The organism is Rahnella sp. GSA61A, from assembly GCF_019969905.1.
Lineage (GTDB): Bacteria > Pseudomonadota > Gammaproteobacteria > Enterobacterales > Enterobacteriaceae > Rahnella > Rahnella aceris.
Genome location: NZ_JAHXYO010000016.1, coordinates 85031 through 105877, shown reverse-complemented (window position 1 = coordinate 105877; position 20847 = coordinate 85031). Strand labels below are relative to the sequence as shown.

At 51.3% G+C, this 20847-nt stretch carries 18 protein-coding genes; 12 read left to right on the top strand and 6 right to left on the bottom strand.

Annotation, left to right across the window (positions count from 1 at the left end):
- Window position 1: 1 nt before the first annotated feature.
- The 3 genes from pspC to pspA all read right to left on the bottom strand — a co-directional run bounded on the left by pspC (window position 2) and on the right by pspA (window position 1349).
- Complete coding sequence (pspC, locus tag LC431_RS19115; protein ID WP_013576049.1) at window positions 2–361, bottom strand: envelope stress response membrane protein PspC; 360 nt, start codon at window positions 359–361, stop codon at window positions 2–4.
- Window positions 361–588 carry an envelope stress response membrane protein PspB gene (pspB, locus tag LC431_RS19110; protein WP_112152186.1) on the bottom strand — a complete coding sequence of 76 codons (228 nt, stop codon included), beginning with the start codon at window positions 586–588 and terminating at the stop codon, window positions 361–363. The genes pspC and pspB overlap by 1 nt, the downstream gene beginning before the upstream one ends.
- 89 nt (window positions 589–677) lie before the next feature.
- Window positions 678–1349, bottom strand: a complete 672-nt coding sequence (gene pspA, locus LC431_RS19105; protein ID WP_013576051.1) for a phage shock protein PspA — start codon at window positions 1347–1349, stop codon at window positions 678–680.
- Between the two features lie 232 nt (window positions 1350–1581).
- Between pspA and pspF the strand changes: the two genes are divergently transcribed.
- Window positions 1582–2589, top strand: coding sequence for a phage shock protein operon transcriptional activator (pspF, locus tag LC431_RS19100; RefSeq protein ID WP_223510167.1), 1008 nt, complete (start codon window positions 1582–1584; stop codon window positions 2587–2589).
- Window positions 2590–2809: 220 nt separating this feature from the next.
- Here pspF and zigA read toward each other — a convergent pair whose 3' ends face one another.
- Entirely contained in the window at window positions 2810–3997 is a 1188-nt protein-coding gene (zigA, locus tag LC431_RS19095; protein WP_153376307.1) for a zinc metallochaperone GTPase ZigA, read from the bottom strand.
- A gap of 239 nt (window positions 3998–4236) precedes the next feature.
- On the opposite strand from zigA, the gene sapA reads away from it, so the two are divergent.
- The 8 genes from sapA (at window position 4237) to LC431_RS19055 (ending at window position 13748) form a co-directional block, all read left to right on the top strand.
- Window positions 4237–5919 carry an ABC transporter substrate-binding protein SapA gene (sapA, locus tag LC431_RS19090; RefSeq protein WP_013576054.1) on the top strand — a complete coding sequence of 561 codons (1683 nt, stop codon included), beginning with the start codon at window positions 4237–4239 and terminating at the stop codon, window positions 5917–5919.
- Entirely contained in the window at window positions 5916–6881 is a 966-nt protein-coding gene (gene sapB / locus LC431_RS19085; RefSeq protein WP_013576055.1) for a putrescine export ABC transporter permease SapB, read from the top strand. The genes sapA and sapB overlap by 4 nt, the downstream gene beginning before the upstream one ends.
- A complete protein-coding gene (gene sapC / locus LC431_RS19080; RefSeq protein ID WP_013576056.1) occupies window positions 6868–7758 on the top strand; it encodes a putrescine export ABC transporter permease SapC in 891 nt (296 codons plus the stop codon). Before sapB ends, sapC begins: the two co-directional genes overlap by 14 nt.
- Window positions 7758–8750 carry a putrescine export ABC transporter ATP-binding protein SapD gene (sapD, locus tag LC431_RS19075; RefSeq protein ID WP_013576057.1) on the top strand — a complete coding sequence of 331 codons (993 nt, stop codon included), beginning with the start codon at window positions 7758–7760 and terminating at the stop codon, window positions 8748–8750. The genes sapC and sapD overlap by 1 nt, the downstream gene beginning before the upstream one ends.
- Window positions 8750–9559, top strand: coding sequence for a putrescine export ABC transporter ATP-binding protein SapF (sapF, locus tag LC431_RS19070; RefSeq protein WP_013576058.1), 810 nt, complete (start codon window positions 8750–8752; stop codon window positions 9557–9559). Before sapD ends, sapF begins: the two co-directional genes overlap by 1 nt.
- 207 nt (window positions 9560–9766) lie before the next feature.
- A complete protein-coding gene (locus tag LC431_RS19065) occupies window positions 9767–10969 on the top strand; it encodes a peroxidase-related enzyme (protein WP_153376271.1) in 1203 nt (400 codons plus the stop codon).
- Window positions 10970–11551: 582 nt separating this feature from the next.
- The gene (gene dtpA, locus LC431_RS19060) at window positions 11552–13063 is read left to right on the top strand and encodes a dipeptide/tripeptide permease DtpA (protein ID WP_013576060.1); all 1512 of its coding nucleotides are present in this window, start codon (window positions 11552–11554) and stop codon (window positions 13061–13063) included.
- A gap of 130 nt (window positions 13064–13193) precedes the next feature.
- Window positions 13194–13748, top strand: a complete 555-nt coding sequence (locus tag LC431_RS19055; protein ID WP_037035265.1) for a serine acetyltransferase — start codon at window positions 13194–13196, stop codon at window positions 13746–13748.
- 93 nt (window positions 13749–13841) lie between these two features.
- Here the strand turns inward: LC431_RS19055 and LC431_RS19050 are convergent, their stop codons facing one another.
- Together LC431_RS19050 and LC431_RS19040 are read right to left on the bottom strand one after the other, a co-directional pair.
- Window positions 13842–15737, bottom strand: coding sequence for a diguanylate cyclase domain-containing protein (locus tag LC431_RS19050; protein ID WP_013576062.1), 1896 nt, complete (start codon window positions 15735–15737; stop codon window positions 13842–13844).
- Window positions 15738–15901: 164 nt separating this feature from the next.
- On the bottom strand, window positions 15902–16933 hold the full coding sequence (locus LC431_RS19040; protein ID WP_013576063.1) for a helix-turn-helix domain-containing protein: 1032 nt from the start codon (window positions 16931–16933) through the stop codon (window positions 15902–15904).
- 307 nt (window positions 16934–17240) lie between these two features.
- On the opposite strand from LC431_RS19040, the gene LC431_RS19035 reads away from it, so the two are divergent.
- The 3 genes from LC431_RS19035 to dapA all read left to right on the top strand — a co-directional run bounded on the left by LC431_RS19035 (window position 17241) and on the right by dapA (window position 20733).
- Entirely contained in the window at window positions 17241–17510 is a 270-nt protein-coding gene (locus LC431_RS19035; protein ID WP_013576064.1) for a hypothetical protein, read from the top strand.
- A gap of 558 nt (window positions 17511–18068) precedes the next feature.
- Window positions 18069–19742 (top strand): bifunctional diguanylate cyclase/phosphodiesterase, encoded by a 1674-nt coding sequence (locus tag LC431_RS19030; RefSeq protein ID WP_223510166.1) that lies wholly within the window; start codon window positions 18069–18071, stop codon window positions 19740–19742.
- 124 nt (window positions 19743–19866) lie between these two features.
- The gene (gene dapA, locus LC431_RS19025; protein WP_015690119.1) at window positions 19867–20733 is read left to right on the top strand and encodes a 4-hydroxy-tetrahydrodipicolinate synthase; all 867 of its coding nucleotides are present in this window, start codon (window positions 19867–19869) and stop codon (window positions 20731–20733) included.
- Window positions 20734–20847 lie beyond the last annotated feature (114 nt).

Genomic DNA, 20847 nt, shown 5'->3' with positions numbered 1-20847 from the left:
ATTAAAGCTGGCGGAACCGGCTGCGTACGCCGAAGGTTTCAGAGGTGACATAGCGTTCGACCTGGCGTAAACGCTGCTCGCTGGCTTTCAGTTCGCGGTCGGCTTCTTCCAGCAAGTTACGCGGCGATGGCGCAGTTTCATCGTCATATTCACTGGCCGGAACAGGGTCAAGCACGTAGCTGAGAATGATGTACGCCACGACAGTGAACATGAACAAACCAAAGAAAATCGACAGCACGGCCATAATCCGCAGCAATTTTACCGGCACGCCCAGATAGTGCGACAGCCCGGCCAGAACGCCTTTTATTACGCCCTCTTCCGGCACGCGGTAGAGTTTTTTCTCAGACAGACGGGTCGCCATTATGATTGCCTCCAGCCCGGGTGTTCGGCATCAAGAATTTCTTCCAGTGCCTGAATACGTTCGCGCATACGTTGCGCTTCATGAGTCAGACTGGTGAGATTTTGTATCTCATGCTGACTGAGCTGACTGCCATTTTGCTGGCGATTGCTGTAGTGAAGCCACAACCAGACGGGCGCCACGAATAAAACGAAAATAGTCAGCGGAATAGCTAAAAACAGGAAGCTCATTGTCTCTCCTTATGAGTCTTATTTATTACCGGTTACGGCGTTAATCCTGCAACAACCTGCCTGCGAACAGGCAGGTTTAATGGCAAACATTATGCGTCCTGATTGCCGTTCATTTTAGCTTTCAGCGCAGCAATTTGTGCGCTGATTTCATCGTCGGCTTTCAGTTCGGCAAATTGCTGATCCAGCGATTTCTTTTTACCAATGCTGACGCTTTCTGCTTCCGCTTCCATATGATCGATGCGGCGTTCGAACTGCTCGAAACGCGCCATCGCTTCATCAATTTTACCGCTGTCGAGCTGACGGCGGACGTCACGCGAGGACGCTGCGGCCTGATGACGTAAGGTCAGCGCCTGCTGACGCGCACGGGTTTCGGTCAGTTTGCTTTCCAGCTCACCAATTTCTGACTTCATGCGATCCAGCGTTTCTTCTACCACGTTCACTTCGTTTTTCAGCGTGGTCACCAGCTCGGACAGCTTTTGCTTTTCGATCAGCGCCGCACGGGCCAGATCGTCTTTATCTTTACGCAACGCCAGTTCGGCTTTGTCCTGCCATTCACTCTGCTGGGATTCACCCTGATCGATACGACGGATCAGTTGTTTCTTTTCTGCCAGCGCACGGGCGGAGGTAGAACGCAGTTCCACCAGCGTGTCTTCCATTTCCTGAATCATCAGACGAACCAGTTTTTGCGGATCTTCTGCTTTATCCAGCAAGGTGTTGATGTTGGCGTTAATGATGTCAGCGAAGCGAGAAAAAATACCCATAATCGAAATTCCTCTTTGTTTCTGTTGGTTTCCGGCCAAATGATTACCGGTTAAATCCGCAGGAAAATTTTTCACTGCGGCGATAAACCTATATCAGGATCCGTGCCAACTTTTTAAAATCATTATCTGCATGAATAAATTGAATTTTTTACTTTTGTCTCTGCTATGCTTATTTTTCGAGATGATTATTTTCACTAAGTGTTAGTGTGTTTCACCACACAAGGAAAGCCAAATGACGGATAACACAGACAATTTACTCGGTGAAGCCAACGCCTTCATCGAAGTGCTGGAACAGGTCTCACAACTGGCGAAGCTGAATAAGCCGGTTCTGGTCACCGGCGAACGCGGCAGCGGAAAGGAACTGATTGCGCATCGTCTGCATTATCTGTCGCCCCGCTGGCAGGGGCCGTTCATTTCGCTCAACTGTGCGGCGCTCAATGAAAACCTGCTGGATTCCGAGTTGTTCGGCCATGAAGCTGGCGCGTTTACCGGCGCACAGAAACGTCATCTCGGACGCTTTGAACGTGCGGATGGCGGCACGTTATTTCTCGATGAGCTGGCGACAGCGCCCATGCTAGTGCAGGAAAAACTGCTGCGCGTGATTGAGTACGGTCATCTGGAGCGCGTCGGCGGCAGCCAGCCGTTACAGGTGGATGTCCGGCTGGTGTGTGCGACCAACGATGATTTACCGGTGCTGGCCGCTGAAGGAAAATTTCGCGCCGACCTGCTGGACCGGCTGGCGTTTGATGTGGTGCAACTGCCGCCGCTGCGTGAACGCCAGCAGGACATCATGTTGCTGGCGGAACATTTCGCCATTCAGATGTGCCGCGAACTGTCTCTCCCGTTATTCCCCGGCTTTACCGACTATGCGCGTCAGACGCTGATGGCCTACCGCTGGCCGGGCAATATCCGCGAGCTGAAAAACGTCGTCGAACGCTCGATGTACCGCCATGGTACCAGCGATTTTCCGCTCGATAATATTATCCTGAACCCGTTTGCGCAGCGCACTGCCACCGAGGAAACGGCTGACGTCAGTCCACACGACACGCTGCCGACGTTACCGCTGGATCTTAAGCAATGGGTGACCAGACAGGAAAAAAATCTGATTGAGCAGGCTTTACGGCAGGCACGCTTTAATCAGCGTAAAGCCGCAGAGTTGCTGAACGTGACTTATCATCAGTTGCGCGGAATGTTGAAGAAACACGCAATTCAGGTCAATTCGCAGGAAGGGGCTGAATAACAGGCAAAAAAAAGCCAGCACCCGAGCTGGCTAAGTAATACTGGAAGCAATGTGAGCAATGTCGTACCTCGCGATTAACGTCCCTGGCGGGTCGTCTCTCGTCCGGTGAAAAGAATGATAATAGTTCTCAGTATCGTCTGTAAAGCACTTTGTTGAGAATATTTCTCATTACCACACTGATATTATGGCTACTTTATGAACACCTTAAGGTCACTAAGGACTACCATTCGGGGAACGGATCGGCCATGTTGACCCAGTGTTCGATGCCTTCTGCCATCTGCTCTTCGCTTAACAGGCACGCATCCAACTGCCGGATAATCTCTTCTTTATTCAGGTGCTGGCCGATAAACACCAGTTCCTGGCGCATATCGCCAAACGGCTCAACCCATTTCTCCATAATGTGTTCACGGGTCTCCTCGTCCTGCGGCCAGTCGCTTTCAGGCAGCGAACGCCAGAAAATACCCGCCATGCCATAATGCGCTATGCCGCCCGCCTGACTCCACTGCCCGGCAAAGCGCGGACGCGACGCCAGCCAGAAGAAGCCTTTGGAACGCAGTAAGGTACCGCCCCCCCAGTCGCCGTGCACCACGCGGTAAAACTTATCCGGATCAAACGGCCTGCGTGCGGTGTAGACAAAACTGCTGATGCCGTACTCTTCGGTTTCCGGTGTGTGTTCACCGCGTAACTCTTTCAGCCAGCCCGGCGCCTGCTGTGCTTTGGCGAAATCAAACCGGTGCGTATTAAGCACGGCTTCAAGCGGCAGGCTGCCGGGGGAAATCGGTATAATGTGCGCATCGGGATTGAGGCTTTTCAGCAATGCAATCACTTCCCGCTGTTGCAGGCTGTCGAGAAGATCGGTTTTGCTCACCAGCAGCACGTTGCAGAATTCTATCTGGTCGATCAGCAAATCCGTCACGCTACGCGCATCGTCCTCGCCCAGACTTTCACCAGCCTCCTGCACACTGCGCGCTTCCTGATATTGCTGCATAAAGTTGACGCCATCGACCACGGTCACCAGCGTATCCAGTCGTGCGAACTGCGACAGACTTTCACCGTTTTCATCTTCGAAAGTGAAGGTTTCCGCCACCGGCAGCGGTTCTGAAATACCACTCGATTCAATCAGCAGATAATCAAAACGTCCGGCCTGTGCCAGCTCACGCACGGAAATCAGCAAATCTTCCCGCAACGTGCAACAGATGCAACCGTTGCTCATTTCCACCAGTTTTTCCTGCTGACGGTCGAGCGTGATTTCACTGGCGACCAGTGCGGCGTCAATATTCACCTCGCTCATATCATTGACGATCACCGCCACGCGTAATCCCTGACGGTTGTTCAGAATATGGTTGAGAACGGTAGTTTTACCTGCGCCAAGAAAACCGGACAGCACGGTAACAGGGAGTAAGGACATCATTAACCTCATATCTCAGGACAGTGCAGGAATACTTCGCCTGCGATTATTGTTATAATATAACATAAAAATAGCAATCCAATTTCAAGGGTTTTATTGACACATGCTCTTTTTTTGCCGGAAAACGAACGGTTTTTGCGCGAAGTGCCGCAGTCCCGCACGCTGATTTGCTCAATGGATTGGGGTACCTCGCAGAGTACGGTACACTTAAGCTATTGCACCTTAACTTTGAAGCCTTTATGCGTCGTCTAACTTTGTGGATGATTTTACTGAGTGGCTTGTCCACGGCAGTTTTTGCTGAGACTGCTCCAACACACGCCAGCCCGACAGTCGTCAGTGCGCCGGTGAACGATATTCGCCAGAGCGGCTTTGTCTATTGTGTTAACGGCATGGTCAATACCTTTAACCCGCAGAAAGCCAGCAGCGGGCTGATCATTGATACGCTGGCCGCACAGTTATATGACCGCCTGCTGGATGTCGACCCTTATACCTATCGCCTGATCCCCGAACTGGCACAAAGCTGGGAAGTGCTGGATGATGGCGCAACCTACCGTTTCCATCTGCGCAAAGATGTGCCTTTCCAGAAAACCGGCTGGTTTTCACCGTCGCGCAAGATGAACGCTGACGATGTGGTGTTCAGCTTCCAGCGCATCATCGACCCGAATAATCACTACCACGCTGTAAACGGTGAAGAATATCCGTATTTCGACAGCCTGCAGTTTGCCCATGCGGTGAAAAGCATCAAAAAACTGGACGACTATACCGTTGAGTTTCGCCTCAATAATCCTGACGCTTCTTTTCTCTGGCATCTTGCCACGCACTATGCACCGGTGCTTTCGGCTGAATATGCCGCGAATCTCATCAAATCCGGCAACGAAGAAGAGATTGATCGCCAGCCGGTAGGCACTGGCCCGTTCCAGCTTGGTGAATACCGTACCGGGCAATATGTGCGGCTGGCGCGCAACGGACAGTACTGGAAAGGCACACCGCGTATGGCACAGGTGGTGATTGATATGGGCGTTGGCGGCACCGGGCGTTTGTCGAAATTGCTGACCGGTGAATGTGATGTGCTGGCGTATCCGGCGGCCAGTCAGCTGTCCATACTACGTGAGGATCCGCGCTTGCGTCTTTCCCTGCGCCCGGGGATGAACGTTGCCTACCTGGCTTTCAATACCAACAAAGCCCCGCTCAATGATCCGCGTATCCGTCAGGCTGTGGCGCTGTCGATCAACAATCAGCGCCTGATGCAGTCGATTTATTACGGCACCGCTGAAACCGCTGCGTCTATTTTGCCGCGTGCGTCCTGGGCTTATGACAGCAACGCGCAGGTAACGGAATACAATCCGGATAAAGCGAAGCAAATCCTGAAAGACCTCGGGCAGGAAAAGCTTAATCTGCATTTATGGGTACCGACGGCGTCGCAGTCCTTTAACCCCAGCCCGCTGAAAACCGCCGAACTGATCCAGGCCGATTTGGGACAGGTAGGGATTAAAGTCACCATTGTCCCGGTCGAGGGACGTTTCCAGGAAGCCAAGCTGATGGAAATGAATCACGACCTGACGCTGTCTGGCTGGTCAACGGACAGTAATGACCCGGACAGTTTCTTCCGCCCTATGCTCAGTTGTGCAGCGATTCATTCGCAGACCAACTATGCTCACTGGTGTAACCCGGAATTTGATGAATTGCTGCGTCAGGGGCTGTTGTCACAGCAACTTTCCCAGCGTATTGAGTTTTATCAGCGGGCGCAAAAAATCCTTGAGCAGGAACTGCCGGTGTTGCCACTGGCGTCTTCCCTGCGTCTTCAGGCTTACCGTTACGACATCAAAGGGCTGGTACTGAGCCCGTTTGGCAACTCCTCGTTTGCTGGCGTCTTCCGTGATGATGAAAAAAGTCGTGATAATGAAGGAAGGAAAGTTCCATGATTATCTTTACGTTACGCCGCATTTTGCTGCTGCTGGTGACCCTGTTCTTCCTGAGCCTTGTGGCGTTCAGCCTGAGCTATTTCACGCCGAATGCGCCACTGCGCGGCGCGTCCTTGTGGGACGCCTACCACTTCTATTTTGCGGGTCTTTGCCAGTTTGATTTCGGTGTGTCGAGTATCAATGGCGAAGGCATCTCTTATCAGTTGAAAGCGGTTTTCCCGGCCACGATGGAATTGTGCGTGCTGGCCTTTGCGCTGGCATTAGTCGTCGGGATCCCGCTGGGCATTCTGGCGGGAGTGATGCGTGGAAAATGGCCGGATGTCGCCATCAGCAGCATCGCCCTGCTCGGCTTTTCCATTCCGGTGTTCTGGCTGGCGGTACTGCTGATGCTGTTCTTCTCGCTGCAACTGGGCTGGCTGCCGGTTTCCGGTCGCCTGGATTTACTCTATCAGTTGAAAAGTGTCACCGGCCTGACGCTGGTTGATGCGTGGCTTTCTGATTCGCCATACCGCCATGAGATGATCATGAGCGCTATCCGCCATATGATTTTACCGATCGCCGCGCTGGCCGTGGCGCCGACGACCGAAGTGATCCGCCTGATGCGCATTTCCACCGACGATGTGCTGGAGAAAAACTATGTGAAAGCCGCCGCAACGCGCGGTTTATCACGCTTTACGATTATCCGTCGCCATGTATTACACAACGCGCTGCCGCCGATTATTCCCAAGCTCGGCCTGCAATTTTCGACCATGCTGACGCTGGCGATGATTACTGAGGTGGTCTTTAACTGGCCAGGCATCGGGCGATGGCTGATTAACGCTATCCGTCAGCAGGATTACGCGGCGATTTCAGCCGGTGTGATGGTCGTTGGCTCGCTGGTAATTGTGGTTAACGTGCTTTCAGACATTCTGGGCGCACTGATGAATCCATTGAAACATAAGGAATGGTATGCCCTTCGATAATGTATACCGCGAAAAACAGGTTCCGAGTCCTCTGCGCCATACGTGGGGGATTTTCTATCGCGACACACTGTCGATGATCGGTTTCTACGGCGTGCTCGGCTTGTTATTGCTGTGCATATTTGGCCATTTATTAGCGCCTTACGCGCTCGATCAACAATTCCTTGGTTATCAGTTGTTGCCGCCCTCCTGGTCGCGCTACGGCAATGTGTCGTTCTTCCTCGGCACCGACGATCTTGGCCGCGATTTACTCAGCCGGATGCTTACAGGCGCTGCGCCGACGATTGGCGGCGCACTGGTGATAACCCTCGCGGCGTCTTTATGTGGTGTGATCATCGGCGTACTGGCGGGGATCAGCCGTGGCCTGAAATCGGCCATTCTGAACCATATTTTCGATACGCTGCTGTCTATCCCTTCCCTGCTGCTGGCGATTGTCGTCGTCGCGTTTATCGGGCCGAAACTTGAGCATGCGATGCTGGCCGTCTGGCTGGCGCTGTTGCCACGCATTTCGCGCACGATTTACAGCGCCGTGCATGATGAGCTGGAAAAAGAGTATGTGGTCGCCGTACGACTCGATGGTGCCTCCACCTGGCAGATTCTGCGTTACGCTGTTCTGCCAAATATCGTTGCGGTGCTGGCAACGGAATTTACCCGCGCACTGTCGATGGCGATTCTGGATATCGCCGCGTTAGGCTTTCTGGATCTGGGCGCACAACTGCCGTCACCGGAATGGGGAGCCATGCTCGGCGATTCGCTGGAGCTGGTGTATGTCGCGCCGTGGACAGTCATGCTGCCGGGCGCCGCCATTCTTATCAGCGTGTTGCTGATCAACCTGCTGGGTGACGGTGTGCGTCGGGCGATTAATGCGGGAGTGGAATAATGCCGTTACTCGATATCCGCAATCTGACCATTGAATTTATGACCGCCGATGGCCCGGTCAAAGCTGTGGATCGCGTCAGTATGACGCTCAACGCCGGTGAAATTCGCGGGCTGGTGGGCGAATCCGGTTCGGGTAAAAGCCTGATTGCCAAGGCGATTTGTGGCGTTACCAAAGACAACTGGCGCGTGACGGCGGACCGGATGCGCTTTGATAACATCGAGCTGTTGCAACTGACGCCACGCGAGCGACGTAAACTGGTCGGGCAAAATGTGTCGATGATTTTTCAGGAGCCGCAGTCCTGTCTGGATCCTTCTGAAAGCATCGGCCGCCAGCTGATTCAGGCCATTCCCGGCTGGACCTACAAAGGCCGCTGGTATCAGCGCTGGAAGTGGCGCAAAAAACGCGCCATCGAGCTGCTGCACCGCGTCGGCATTAAAGATCACAAAGACGTTATGGCCAGTTATCCGTATGAACTGACCGAAGGCGAGTGCCAGAAAGTGATGATCGCCATCGCGCTGGCGAATCAGCCGCGTCTGCTGATTGCCGATGAACCGACTAACGCCATGGAGCCGACGACGCAGGCGCAGATTTTCCGCCTGCTGGCGCGACTCAACCAGAACAATAACACCACCATTTTATTGATCAGCCACGACCTGCAAATGATGAGCAAATGGGCGAACCGTATCAACGTGTTGTATTGCGGACAAACGGTTGAAAGCGCAGCGTGTGAAGAATTGCTGGCCACGCCGCATCATCCTTATACGCAGGCGCTCATCCGCGCGATGCCTGATTTTGGCCGCTCACTGCCACATAAAAGCCGTCTGAATACGCTGCCAGGTGCCATTCCTTCGCTGGAACATTTGCCGATTGGCTGCCGTCTGGGGCCACGCTGCCCTTACGCGCAGAAAAAATGCATCGAAACACCACGTCTGCGTCTGGCGAAAACCCATGCGTATGCCTGCCACTTCCCGCTGAACATGGAGGAGCAATAATGGGCGAAACCCTGCTCGAAGTCCGTAATCTGAGCAAAACGTTCCGTTATCGCACCGGACTGTTCCGCAAGATGAATCTCGAGGCCGTGAAACCGGTCAGCTTTACCCTGCGCGAAAAACAAACGCTGGCGATCATCGGCGAGAATGGTTCGGGCAAATCGACGCTGGCTAAAATGCTTTCCGGCATGGTCGAGCCGAGCGACGGCGAAATTCTGATTGATGATCATCCGCTGACGTTTCGTGATTATCGTTTCCGCAGCCAGCAAATCCGCATGATTTTTCAGGACCCGAGCACCTCACTTAATCCACGTCAGCGTATCGGGCAGTTACTCGAAGCGCCCCTGCGACTGAACAGCGAAATGGATGCACAACAGCGCGAACAACGCATCAACCAGACATTGCGGCTGGTCGGCATGCTGCCCGATCACGCCAATTATTACCCGCATATGCTGGCGTCGGGTCAGAAGCAGCGCGTGGCACTGGCACGTGCACTTATCCTGCAACCCAAAGTGATCGTGGCTGATGAAGCGCTGGCGTCTCTGGATATGTCGATGCGTTCACAAATCATCAATATGATGCTCGAATTACAGGAAAAACAGGGCATCTCGTACATCTACGTGACGCAGCATCTGGGCATGATGAAACACATCAGCGATCAGGTACTGGTGATGCACGAAGGCGAGGTGGTGGAACGCGGAAATACGGCCGAAGTTCTGGCGGCACCGCTGCATGACCTCACCAAACGGTTGATTTCGAGTCACTTTGGCGAAGCGCTGACTGCTGATGCCTGGCGTCGTGACGGTAATTAACGCCCCTTCTGCATAATAAACGGGCAGATTCACCCCCTGAACGGTGTCAGGAAACTGATGCCGTTTTCTTTATTATGCAAATCCACCCTCTTCTATTCCTTTTCGATATGATTTATCGCTTAACATTATTTTATATCGGCAGCAGTATCGGCAACGATAGGGTCTGATAATTTGCCTGAGTAGCAGGCTTGAAGAAAGGACCCGTTCATGGAACAACAACGCAAGGCCGCGCACAGCGGCTGGTATCATGAAACACAATCCAGCCAATATGGTCATCTGCCGCTCGATCCGCACGCTGCGTTGGTACAGGATCGCTTTCTGCTGGGCCTTGATGCTCAACTTGACCCGACACTTCGCCAGTTACTTAACGACCGCCAGCGACTACTGAGGGCCTCCCGCGCCTGTTATGAGGTACTGTTTCCTGACAATCTGCAGGTTTCACGTACCGAAACATTATCCTTGTATGACCGTCTCAGTAGTGCGCTGACGGTGGCACAGGTCAGCGGTGTACAGACACTTTGTAGCCATTACGCTGCCCGTCTCGCCCCGCTTCCCAGCCCTGACGCCTCCCGTGAAAGTAACATCCGCCAGACCCACATTACCCAGTTCGCACGATTACTCGCAACCCAGCCAACCCTGATTACTGCACCGATGCTGCATCAGCTTTATGACGTGGGTTTCAGCACGCGCGATATCGTGACCTTTACGCAAGTGATTGGCTTTGTCAGCTATCAGGCACGCGTACTGGCGGTTCTGAATGGTTTACGTGGTCGCGCCGCCGCCGTATTGCCAGGATTTCCTTCGCCGGAAGGTTGCGGGCAGAAAGGGTTTTCACTGGCGATGTTGCAATGGACGTCGCGTTTACCTGAAGTGGTACCGGAAAATGCCAGCCAGCATCAGCAGGATGTACTGGATTTAATCGCGCCAGATGCGCGTTCTTCCTCTTTCTATACATTGCTGGTGCATGACGCCGACGCGCTGAGCGAATTTTCTGCAGTATTTAATAATATTATGCAGTCAGGTGCGCAGCCGGTAGCCGCGTGGCGTGAACTGGCTGCCGTAGCCACGTCGCAGCTAAACGGTTGCCTGTATTGCGCCGGGATCCACGGACGTTTGTATCTTGAAGCGGGTGGGAATGAGCTGCTGATTAACGAATTATTCGCAGAAAATCACCGCGATGATGCCGTTGATACGCTGTCGAAAAATCTGCAAGACAAAAAAGAGATTGCCTTGCTGGAAACGGTGGTCGCCCTGACCCGTACCCCGGAACGTTTTGATGCACGCCAGCTGCATAGTTTGTCTGATGCAGGTTATACGGCAACACAATCTCTGGATATTCTGCTGACTGCGGCGCTGTTCAGCTGGTCAAACCGTCTGATTCAGACGCTGGGCGATACCCTGAATCAGTAGTTCTTCACCTGTTTACCTTCATTCTTTCTCCCCTCATTCCGGCAGGATATTCCCCTGCCGGTGATGCCAATTGTAAATACCTGCGCCACCTAACCGGCATAAGTCGTATTAATCTTATTTTCAATCGAAAATTTAGTGTTAAAACGAGAAACTGATCACATTACACTGTGCGCCGTTCTGGTTGCGTCTTCAGCAGCAAACAAGCCATTCATAAACCACCATATAAAGCACGACACCCCAGAGATATTCACTACATATTCACGCCAAATCAGACAAATAAACCACTTAAGTATTTCCCTGTAAAACAATGGCACTATAAGAGTAGTGATTACAATTCGTGCAACATATTCATATTGTCTATTTAGAAAACATAAACATTAATTCTGCATAACATTTCGAACATAGTTTAATCACGTCGGATAAGTTAAATGTAACAGAATATGTCAAACTCCTTGCCACATTTACGAAGATAGTGAACATTACTTGCCGTCATCCCATCTTATAACAATGCAAAGGGTGCTTATTTCGCGCCACTTATGCGTTTCCGCCACATACGGCCGGAAGGAATAAACAGAGGTACGAGTGTCAACTGCAAACAAAACACCAAACAATGAAAGCGTGAGTCTTAACGCCTTCAAACAGCCAAAAGCGTTTTACCTGATCTTCTCCATCGAATTGTGGGAACGTTTCGGTTACTACGGCCTGCAAGGGATCATGGCGGTTTACCTGGTCAAAATGCTTGGCCTGAGTGAAGCCGACTCCATCACCCTGTTCTCATCATTCAGTGCGCTGGTCTATGGCTTCGTCGCTATCGGCGGCTGGCTGGGCGATAAAGTGCTGGGTTCAAAACGCGTGATCGTGCTTGGCGCGATTGTGCTGGCGCTGGGTTATTCATTCGTTGCCTATTCCGGCCATGAAATTTTCTGGGTTTATCTGGGTATGGCGACTATCGCCGTCGGTAGCGGCTTGTTTAAAGCAAATCCATCCTCACTGCTTTCTACCTGCTACGAAAAAGATGACCCGCGTCTCGATGGCGCATTCACCATGTATTACATGTCGGTGAACATCGGTTCGTTCTTCTCCATGCTGGCAACACCATGGCTGGCCGCGAAGTACGGCTGGAGTGTCGCGTTCTCCCTGAGCGTTGTGGGTATGCTGATCACCATCGTGAACTTCCTGTTCTGCCGCAAATGGGTCAAACGTCAGGGGTCAAAACCAGACTTCGCGCCGCTGCAGTTCAAAAAACTGCTGATGGTGCTGGTCGGTGTTGTCGCGCTGGTGTTCCTGTCAAGCTGGTTACTGCATAACCAAACCATCGCACGTATGGTTCTGGGTGTGGTTTCCGTCGGTATCATTATTGTGTTTGCGAAAGAAACGTTCTCAATGAAAGGCATCGCCCGCCGGAAGATGATTGTGGCGTTCCTGCTGATGATGGAAGCGGTGGTGTTCTTCGTGCTGTACAGCCAGATGCCAACGTCGCTGAACTTCTTCGCTATCCACAACGTAGGCCACGATTTGCTGGGTATCAGCTTCCAGCCTGAGCAGTTCCAGGCGCTGAATCCATTCTGGATCATGGTTGCCAGCCCGGTTCTGGCGGCGGTCTACACCAAGGTCGGTGACCGTATGCCAATGCCGCACAAGTTTGCGATGGGTATGGTGCTGTGTTCCGGTGCGTTCCTGGTGCTGCCGTGGGGTGCGAGCCTGGCGAATGAGCAAGGCATTGTGTCAGTAAACTGGCTGGTACTGAGCTACGCGCTGCAGAGTATCGGCGAACTGATGATTTCCGGTCTGGGTCTGGCGATGGTTGCTCAACTGGTTCCGCAGCGTCTGATGGGCTTCATCATGGGTGCCTGGTTCCTGACCACCGCAGCCGCTGCAATTATCGCGGGTTACGTGGCCAATCTGACTGCCGTGCCTGCTGACATTGATGACGCGCATGCTTCACTGGCAATTTATAGCCACGTGTTCCTGCAGATTGGTATTGCAACCGCTGTGATTGCTGTGCTGATGCTGGTCACTGCATCTAAACTGCACCGCATGACGCTGGATCGTGAAACTGATGAGAAACAACCTGAACTGGCTTCTGCTCAGTAAACGAGCAAGCGTCTGATGAGGGCTGACGAACGCCTCCTCCGGGAGGCGTTTTTTTATGGCTGGAATTTGGGATAAGTATTCATTGTGTTAGGATTGCGTAAGCGAGACTTACGAAAACGGAACCATCCTGATGCACGAAAATCACAGTCAATATAAGCAATTAACCCGCTATTTATCCGCTGATATTCTTAAGAACAAAAAGGATTTCTCCTGGCGACGGATAATCATCAGATGCATAAAACAACCCCAGCACCGGTACATTTTCTGGTGGCGTATCGCAAGCTACTTATACGCGACGGACAGCCATTTCTGCAAAGCCCGCGCCCGTAAGATTAACTACTCGTTAATAAGAAAGTATGGCATCGAGATCATGCTGGGAACGCAGATCGGAGAAGGCATCAGGCTTCCTCATCTCACCGGTATCGTCATAAATCCTCATTGCATGATTGGGAAGAATGTCCGGATCCGGCAAAACACCACCATCGGCATTAAAGTGGATGAGGGGAAAAGACGTATAATCATTGGCGATAATGTGGATATTGGTGCCAATTGCTGCATTATCGGCAATGACATTACTATCGGCCACAATGTCACCATTGGTGCGATGTCGTTCATCAATAAGAACATCCCGGACAATGCCGTGTGTTATAACGAAAAAAGCAGCAAGATAATCATCAAAACGTAAGAAACGCCTGCCGTCAGCGAACAGCGTTTATCGCCTCAGGAATGTTTCATTTACTCGGTGTCCGGCCTGTATCGGTTTTTTATCCTAAATTTTTCATCCTAAATAATACCGGCCTTTTCCACTTTGTTTCGCGCGGTACATCGCGGCATCAGCCCGCGCCAGCAGCGCATCCGGCAGCAATGACTGGCGCGCGCGACCAATCGCCACGCCGATGCTGGCAGACAGCGCCACCGGGACACCTGCGATACACTCGATGGAATGCAGAGCACTCATCAGGCTGATGCAAATACGGCTGACGTCACTCTCAGTATTCATCAGCCCGCTCAACAAAACGGTAAACTCATCTCCCGCCAGACGCGCCACAATATCTTGTGAACGCAGATTTTCACGTAAGGTATATCCAAAAAACTTCAGGATTAAATCGCCGAATTCGTGCCCGTAGGTGTCGTTGTACGCTTTAAAATTATCAATATCCAAAAAGAGCAATGCGATATCTCTATCTGCTTTTTCTTGTTTTCCGGCGGCATGAATCAGTGACTGCTGGAACGCGCGCCGGTTTGGTAATCCGGTCAGTGCGTCATGATTTGCCTCAAATTCCAGCTGAGCCTGTAACGCTTTAATTTCACTGATATCGGTTGAAAGGCCGTAATAACCATTGCGAATATCGTCGCAGGGGATAAGCGTGGTATGCAAAACACCGCCCTTGGCATGATGGGAGTGATCCGACAATTCGATTTCGTAACTTACTGTCATTCCCTGCAAAGCCTGGCGGATATAGGGCTTAATTTTCTGATAGCTGTCATCTCCTACCACATCCCTGACCTGCTTCCCGCTGACCTGTGTTTCTTCGACGCCATACCAGTTGGCGTGAAAATGATTCACAAAAGTGTATTGTTCATTCGCATCAACATGGCAAATCAGCGCGGGAATGTTATCGGTGATGGCTCTGAGGCGGTTTTTGCTTTCCGTCAGTTCCCGTTCCCGGGTCAGACGCTGGGCGATTTCCTGATGAAGCTGATCCATCGCCACCTGCAACTCATAAGTCCGGTCGGCCACACGGCGTTCCAGATCCCCCTGCAGTGAATACAATGCCTGTTCGATATGTTTACGCTCAGTAATATCGCTGATGACAACAATGTAGTGATGGGCTTCACCAGCCACATTACGCACGAGTGAGGCCGTCAGAGTCACCCACAGCGTGCTGCCGTTCGCCCGCTGTAAAAGTTTCTCTATGCAGAAACTGTTTATCTCACCGGAGAGCAAACGGGGAATCAGCACGTTTTCGGCATAAAGATCATCGGAATGGGTCACGTCATGCAGCAAACAGGCGCGCAGCTGATATTCGGCATAACCCAGCATATTGCACACCTGCGGATTGATGCGCAGCCAGCGCCAGTCGAGTCCGACTAAGGAGAAGCCGACGGCAGCGTGAGCAAATGTCTGTTCAAATAAAGCCTCCGTTTTCGCCAGATTATCTTCTACCCGCGCCGTGTACTGCCGGTTTTCAAGGTGAAAAATATAACTTTGTACCAGCGCCGTCATATCCAGCAAAGTCTGCTGTTCCTCCTCACACCAGTCCCTCGGGCGATCATCAATCAGGCATAACGCGCCCAGCGCCACACCCTCTTTTGAATGCAAGGCACAGCCGGCATAAAACACGATGTGAGGCGCGCCGGTCACCAGCGGATTATCGTGGAAGCGCAAATCGAGCCGGGCATCCCTGACAATCAGCGGACCGGGCTCGAGAATAGTATGACCGCAAAAGGAGGTATCACGGCAAGACTGATGAATATCAATGCCGGTGTGAGAAAGGAACCACTGGCGGTCCGCGTCAATCAATGAAACAACGACAGCCTTAGCCTGAAACTGCCGGGCGACCATCCGGGTAATACGGTCGATCTCCTCAATTCCGGGGGAATCCAGGATCCCCAGAGAAGCCAGTATGGCAAGACGAGCCTGTTCATCAACTGCCGGTTGAGGGACTAACATAATGCGCTCTCAATGATTACTGATGACTATTTCACCAAGTCTACTGTGTTTGGCCGGGAAAACGGCTCTGATTCCGCCTCGCAGAGGCAAAATCAGAATAATGACAGATCAGGAAATGCGTGAATGGTTAACACTTTTCGTACAAAAATGGGGCAATCAATGCATTAAAGCGAAGTCACCCAATTCACATGAGTGGCATCCGCCTGCCCCGATTGCTCAGCATCACGGCGGAATTTCTCCCGCATCTCAGAAGGCGTGGTGCCATAGAATTCATGGAAATAGCGACGTAAAGCGCTGGGTTCCAGGCCACACTGTCTCGCAATGGCGGCCAGACTTTGATCCGACATCGAAGAGGTTCGCAGGAGGCGCTTCGCCAGCAGTAAGCGCCGGCTGCGAATGAATTGCGCGATGCCGCCAAGCGGTTCAAACAGGCGATACAACCCTGAGCGCGAAATAGCAAAATCTTTGCACAGAATATCAATACTGATCGGCCTGCCGAGATGCTTTTCGATATACAGGCAAATGCGCTCAAGACGTGCACTTTGCTCAAACGGATGTTCCACCTTCTTCCCCGCCACCAGATGCAGTGTTTGCAGGAATACCGACGCCGCCCCCTCGCCAGTGCTCAGTACTTCCTGTTCGGTCATCTGATCAAACACCTGCACCATCGTCGCAAAATGATTGCGCAGAATGATGTTCACCGGTGAGGCTGCCGGAATACGCTTTCCGTGTAACGAGGCAATATCGACATTAAAATGCAGGCTGTGCTTGGGCATAATAATGTACTGATAAGAACCGAGACGCGGTTTCTGCTCACCCGGATACACATGGATTTTAATCGGCTGCGACATATCCTGGATCAGGATATCCCCCTGGCTCAGCATGAACCGCTCGCCGAAACACTGGCAGTCCATCCCCCCGATAATCACAATGAAAATGACGATATGATCGGGCATCGAAAACAGGTTGCCGTACTGGCGATTGATATCGTGCTCACTGACGGTCAGCACACCGCCAATCACGCGGCCGAAGTTGTAGCCGGTGACGCTCCAGTCAAATTCTTCCCTGTTGCGATCCGGCAGTTCAAGTTTAAAACCTGCGCTGGACATTCCGTCTTCCCATTCGTAAAAACGGGTGTCGAAATCCTGATAAATGTTCGCACTATCAACGATCTTTCGTGATGATGAATCGCTCATTTACTCACCGAGAATTAAGATAATTCCTAAAAAGATAATCCACCACGGCCTGATAAATCAATCCTCAGCAGTAATTGGTAATACTTTTTCATCATAAAAAACTATTTTTTAGTCAGCCTATAACGTTTAAAAGACTGTAAAATCAGTCAGTAAATCGCGCTATTCAACGAATAGCGCTGGCAGGTTGTTCGCGATAATAATTTCAGGATCAGTTAATATCGCGAATAATAACCCGCTTTTTTCGGTTTACTCTCCTTCAAAAAAATCTACGTCAAATGATTGACTCCACTCATCCCAGGAGCGTGCGATGGTAAAAAGAAAGGTTCTGGAAGAGGGACGTCAGCTTAAAAGAATGAATGCCGAAACCCGCAGGCAGTCGCACATGCATAAGTGGTTCGCGATTGTGGCTGCTCTCGACTGTGTACTGGTCATTTTTTATGATCAGGATATGCGCAATATCGTTTTCTCAGCGGGTGTTTGTGCAGTGTGCACCTACCTCTGGCTGAAAGGCCGTAAACAATCCCGCCGTTACCGCCGCGAATGGGATGAAAAATTTGGAACTAAAAAGCATCCCTGATACTTCATTTCAGGCTGTTCTTCTTCCGTCGCCTTAGCGTTTATAAAGAAATTCCTAAATATGATAAAAGTGTTTCTGTCCTGCACGGATCATCAGTCACAATAACGGTTCGCATACCCGCCACACTCTTTCACCGATTTGTTATCACAGTCCTGTTAAGCTAATTTCCCCAGGACAGTATCTGACGGCAGGTTATCTCCTGCTTCGGTTAGCTCTGAATTTGCAGAATAATATTCCGATGACGAACGATATCGGTATGGCATTCCGTGATGCCCAATCAGGATTCGGTCTCGCCCTTATTAATCCAGGCAGATCATGCTTTGTATCGGGCAAAATTCGCCGGTAAAAACCGCATTGAACTGAGTTGATCGTTATTCACCCGAATAATATATCGAATACCTTACTTAGGGCGTGATAACCGATTGAATTTTAAAATTTAAAAACAACGGTAATATTCTCATCCGATTGTGAGTAATAATTGCAAAAACAATCTGATGAGTTTACTGGCTAACAAACTGTGCCACATCACACTCATTTTCTGCTCGGGGTATTTAACTCATGCTTACAGATATTGCGATATGCCAGGCAGTTCTTGATGCTCTTCCCGAAGCGACAGTCCTTAAAGATAATGAGCGTAAACTGGTATTCCTTAATCAGAAAGCCAGCGAATTTTATGGACGTCCACGGGAAGAATTGATTGGTCAGGATGTTTCTTTTTTCACAGATCCTGAACAATCTGCCCGGCAGCGTGAGCGCGATATTGAAGTTCTGGAAACCGGAGAGAAAACGGTCAACGAAGAAACGCTGGTTGACCCGTCAGGTAAGCGGCGCAATGTGCTGGTACGTAAATCCCGCGTCACGCTGGAGACACGGCATTTCATTCTGACCTCTATTATGGATATTTCGCTTTTGCGCAGTTCAGAAGCGCAGATCCGCTACCTTGCCCGTCATGACGTATTAACCGGCTTGCCGAACCGGACGGCATTGAGTGAAGAACTTAGCCAGATTGCCGCCCGGCGCATGTATCGCCCTGACCCCTGCGCCCTCTTCTTGTTGAATCTCAACGATTTCAATTACATCAACGACACATACGGCTATCAGGCGGGCGATGCCATTCTCTGCGAATTCGGCCAGCGTCTGCGTAATGAAGTCGGCAACAGCGGAACAGTTTCGCGCATCGGCGGCGATGAATTCTCGATTATCCTGCGCAATAATCCGACCAGTGAAATGGCCAATAATCTGGCGCTGGAAATACTGGTGATGATGCGCCAGCCGTTTACGCTGACGCGGGCTAATCCGATGATTACGATTTCATTCGGCATCGTGATGTTTGGTGCAGAGAATATTACCGCCGGCGAGATCATGCGCCGCGGGAATACGGCGCTGCTGGAAGCCAAGCAGCGCGGCAAAAATATGTTCTCGTTTTATTCTGAATTGCTCGATGCCAGCAGCGTCAGTAAACGCATTATGGTGAAAGCGCTGGCGGAATCACTGGCCAAAGAAGGTGATCTGACCTGTGTTTATCAGCCTATTTTACGCAGCCACGATGAGAAAGTCGTTTGCGTTGAAGCGCTGGCACGCTGGAACCACGGCGTGCTCGGACAAGTCTCGCCGGTACAATTTATCGCCCTGGCCGAAGAGACCGGACTGGTTATTCAGCTCGGTGAAATTGTTCTGCGGCAGGCGTGTCGGGATATCAGGAATTTTGAACGGCTCAATCTGGCGATCAACGTTTCTGCGGTTCAACTCGGTGAACCGGATTTCGGACCGCGTATTCTGGCGGTTCTGGCAGAGGAAGATTTCCCGCCTTCACGGCTCGAACTTGAACTGACCGAAACCTCAGTGATGAACGCCAACGGGATCAGCCTCAGCCATCTCGCTAAATTACGTCAGGTCGGGGTTAAAATTTCGCTCGACGATTTTGGTACCGGTTATTCCAGCCTCAGTTTGCTAAAAGATATCTCGGTAGACAGCGTGAAAATTGACCGTTCGTTTGTGCAGTACATCACAGAAGTGAATGATACCGCCGCGATTGTTTCTGCAGTGTCTCAGCTTGGCAATAAAATGCATCTCAACGTCATTGCAGAAGGCGTTGAAAATCAGTTGCAAAAAACTTTCTTAGTATCAGCAGGTTGCTCGCACCTCCAGGGCTATCTGTTCTCGCGCCCCGTACCGGTAGAAGTGTTAAACACGTTACTGAGCAATGAAATGGACATGTTATCCAGTACGTAAACCATCTATTTATAAGCACCATAGATAACTCAAAACACCTTATTAATTCATTCAATTGGCGCTCGTCCCTGTTTTACTGACATGATCCGAGGCTGATAAATCACGCCGTTTAAGGAACTACATCATGTCATCGTTTTCAGGTATCTGGGTCCCGCTGGTCACGCCTTTTCATCAGGGTGAGATCGACTTTACTGCACTGAAATCATTGTGCACCCGGCTGCTCAAACGGGGCATTGACGGCGTCGTCGTCTGTGGTACGACCGGTGAAGCCCCGATGCTCACCAAAGAAGAACAACTGCAGGTTCTGGATGCTGTGCTGGAAGTGGTACCGGGTCATCAGGTGATCATGGGGCTGTCAGGCACGCATATGCCAGTTATCCGTGAAATGCAGGATGCGATTTTACACCGTCCTGTTGCTGGTTTGCTGATCCCCGCGCCTTACTACATCCGCCCTTCTCAGGCCGCACTGGTCGCCTGGTTTACGGAAATTGCAGATCACGCCACAGTGCCGGTGGTGCTTTACAATATTCCTTATCGTACTGGCGTACAGATGGAGCTGGACACATTCCGTCAGCTGGCAAAACATCCGCGCATTACCGCCGTAAAAGATTGCGGAGGCAGCATAGACCTGACGCTTTCACTGATTGCTGACGGCGACCTCGACGTACTGTGTGGCGAAGACGTGCAGATATTTTCAACCCTGAGCCTGGGCGGTAAAGGGGCGATTGCTGCCTCGTCGCATATTTTCACGGAAGAGTTTGTTCAACTGATTAAACAGTTCAAAGAGCAGGATATCGTTGCCGCACGTAAAACCTTCTTTGGCTTACTGCCAATGATTCGTCTGATGTTTTCTGCCCCGAACCCGGCGGCCATTAAGTTTGCGTTATCGCTGGACGGGTTGATGGATAACGAGCTGCGTTCTCCTATGCTGCCCGCGCCTGAAAACGTTGAACTGGCTGTGCGTGGCCTCCTGAACCAGCACTCGCGCTGAGAGCGTATGTTTGATCAGAATATGAGTAACCGGACGCACTGTCACAATTAAAACACTGACTTTTGCTCCCGCCAGTTCTAGGATAGAAGCAGTTTTTATATAGCCCTATCGCCA

What these genes read in the sequence shown, in the direction of transcription:
- pspC (WP_013576049.1), bottom strand. Translation starts at nt 361, where the DNA reads ATGGCGACCCGTCTGTCTGAGAAAAAACTCTACCGCGTGCCGGAAGAG.
- pspB (WP_112152186.1), bottom strand. Translation starts at nt 588, where the DNA reads ATGAGCTTCCTGTTTTTAGCTATTCCGCTGACTATTTTCGTTTTATTC.
- pspA (WP_013576051.1), bottom strand. Translation starts at nt 1,349, where the DNA reads ATGGGTATTTTTTCTCGCTTCGCTGACATCATTAACGCCAACATCAAC.
- pspF (WP_223510167.1), top strand. Translation starts at nt 1,582, where the DNA reads ATGACGGATAACACAGACAATTTACTCGGTGAAGCCAACGCCTTCATC.
- zigA (WP_153376307.1), bottom strand. Translation starts at nt 3,997, where the DNA reads ATGTCCTTACTCCCTGTTACCGTGCTGTCCGGTTTTCTTGGCGCAGGT.
- sapA (WP_013576054.1), top strand. Translation starts at nt 4,237, where the DNA reads ATGCGTCGTCTAACTTTGTGGATGATTTTACTGAGTGGCTTGTCCACG.
- sapB (WP_013576055.1), top strand. Translation starts at nt 5,916, where the DNA reads ATGATTATCTTTACGTTACGCCGCATTTTGCTGCTGCTGGTGACCCTG.
- sapC (WP_013576056.1), top strand. Translation starts at nt 6,868, where the DNA reads ATGCCCTTCGATAATGTATACCGCGAAAAACAGGTTCCGAGTCCTCTG.
- sapD (WP_013576057.1), top strand. Translation starts at nt 7,758, where the DNA reads ATGCCGTTACTCGATATCCGCAATCTGACCATTGAATTTATGACCGCC.
- sapF (WP_013576058.1), top strand. Translation starts at nt 8,750, where the DNA reads ATGGGCGAAACCCTGCTCGAAGTCCGTAATCTGAGCAAAACGTTCCGT.
- LC431_RS19065 (WP_153376271.1), top strand. Translation starts at nt 9,767, where the DNA reads ATGGAACAACAACGCAAGGCCGCGCACAGCGGCTGGTATCATGAAACA.
- LC431_RS19055 (WP_037035265.1), top strand. Translation starts at nt 13,194, where the DNA reads ATGCACGAAAATCACAGTCAATATAAGCAATTAACCCGCTATTTATCC.
- LC431_RS19050 (WP_013576062.1), bottom strand. Translation starts at nt 15,737, where the DNA reads ATGTTAGTCCCTCAACCGGCAGTTGATGAACAGGCTCGTCTTGCCATA.
- LC431_RS19040 (WP_013576063.1), bottom strand. Translation starts at nt 16,933, where the DNA reads ATGAGCGATTCATCATCACGAAAGATCGTTGATAGTGCGAACATTTAT.
- LC431_RS19035 (WP_013576064.1), top strand. Translation starts at nt 17,241, where the DNA reads ATGGTAAAAAGAAAGGTTCTGGAAGAGGGACGTCAGCTTAAAAGAATG.
- LC431_RS19030 (WP_223510166.1), top strand. Translation starts at nt 18,069, where the DNA reads ATGCTTACAGATATTGCGATATGCCAGGCAGTTCTTGATGCTCTTCCC.
- dapA (WP_015690119.1), top strand. Translation starts at nt 19,867, where the DNA reads ATGTCATCGTTTTCAGGTATCTGGGTCCCGCTGGTCACGCCTTTTCAT.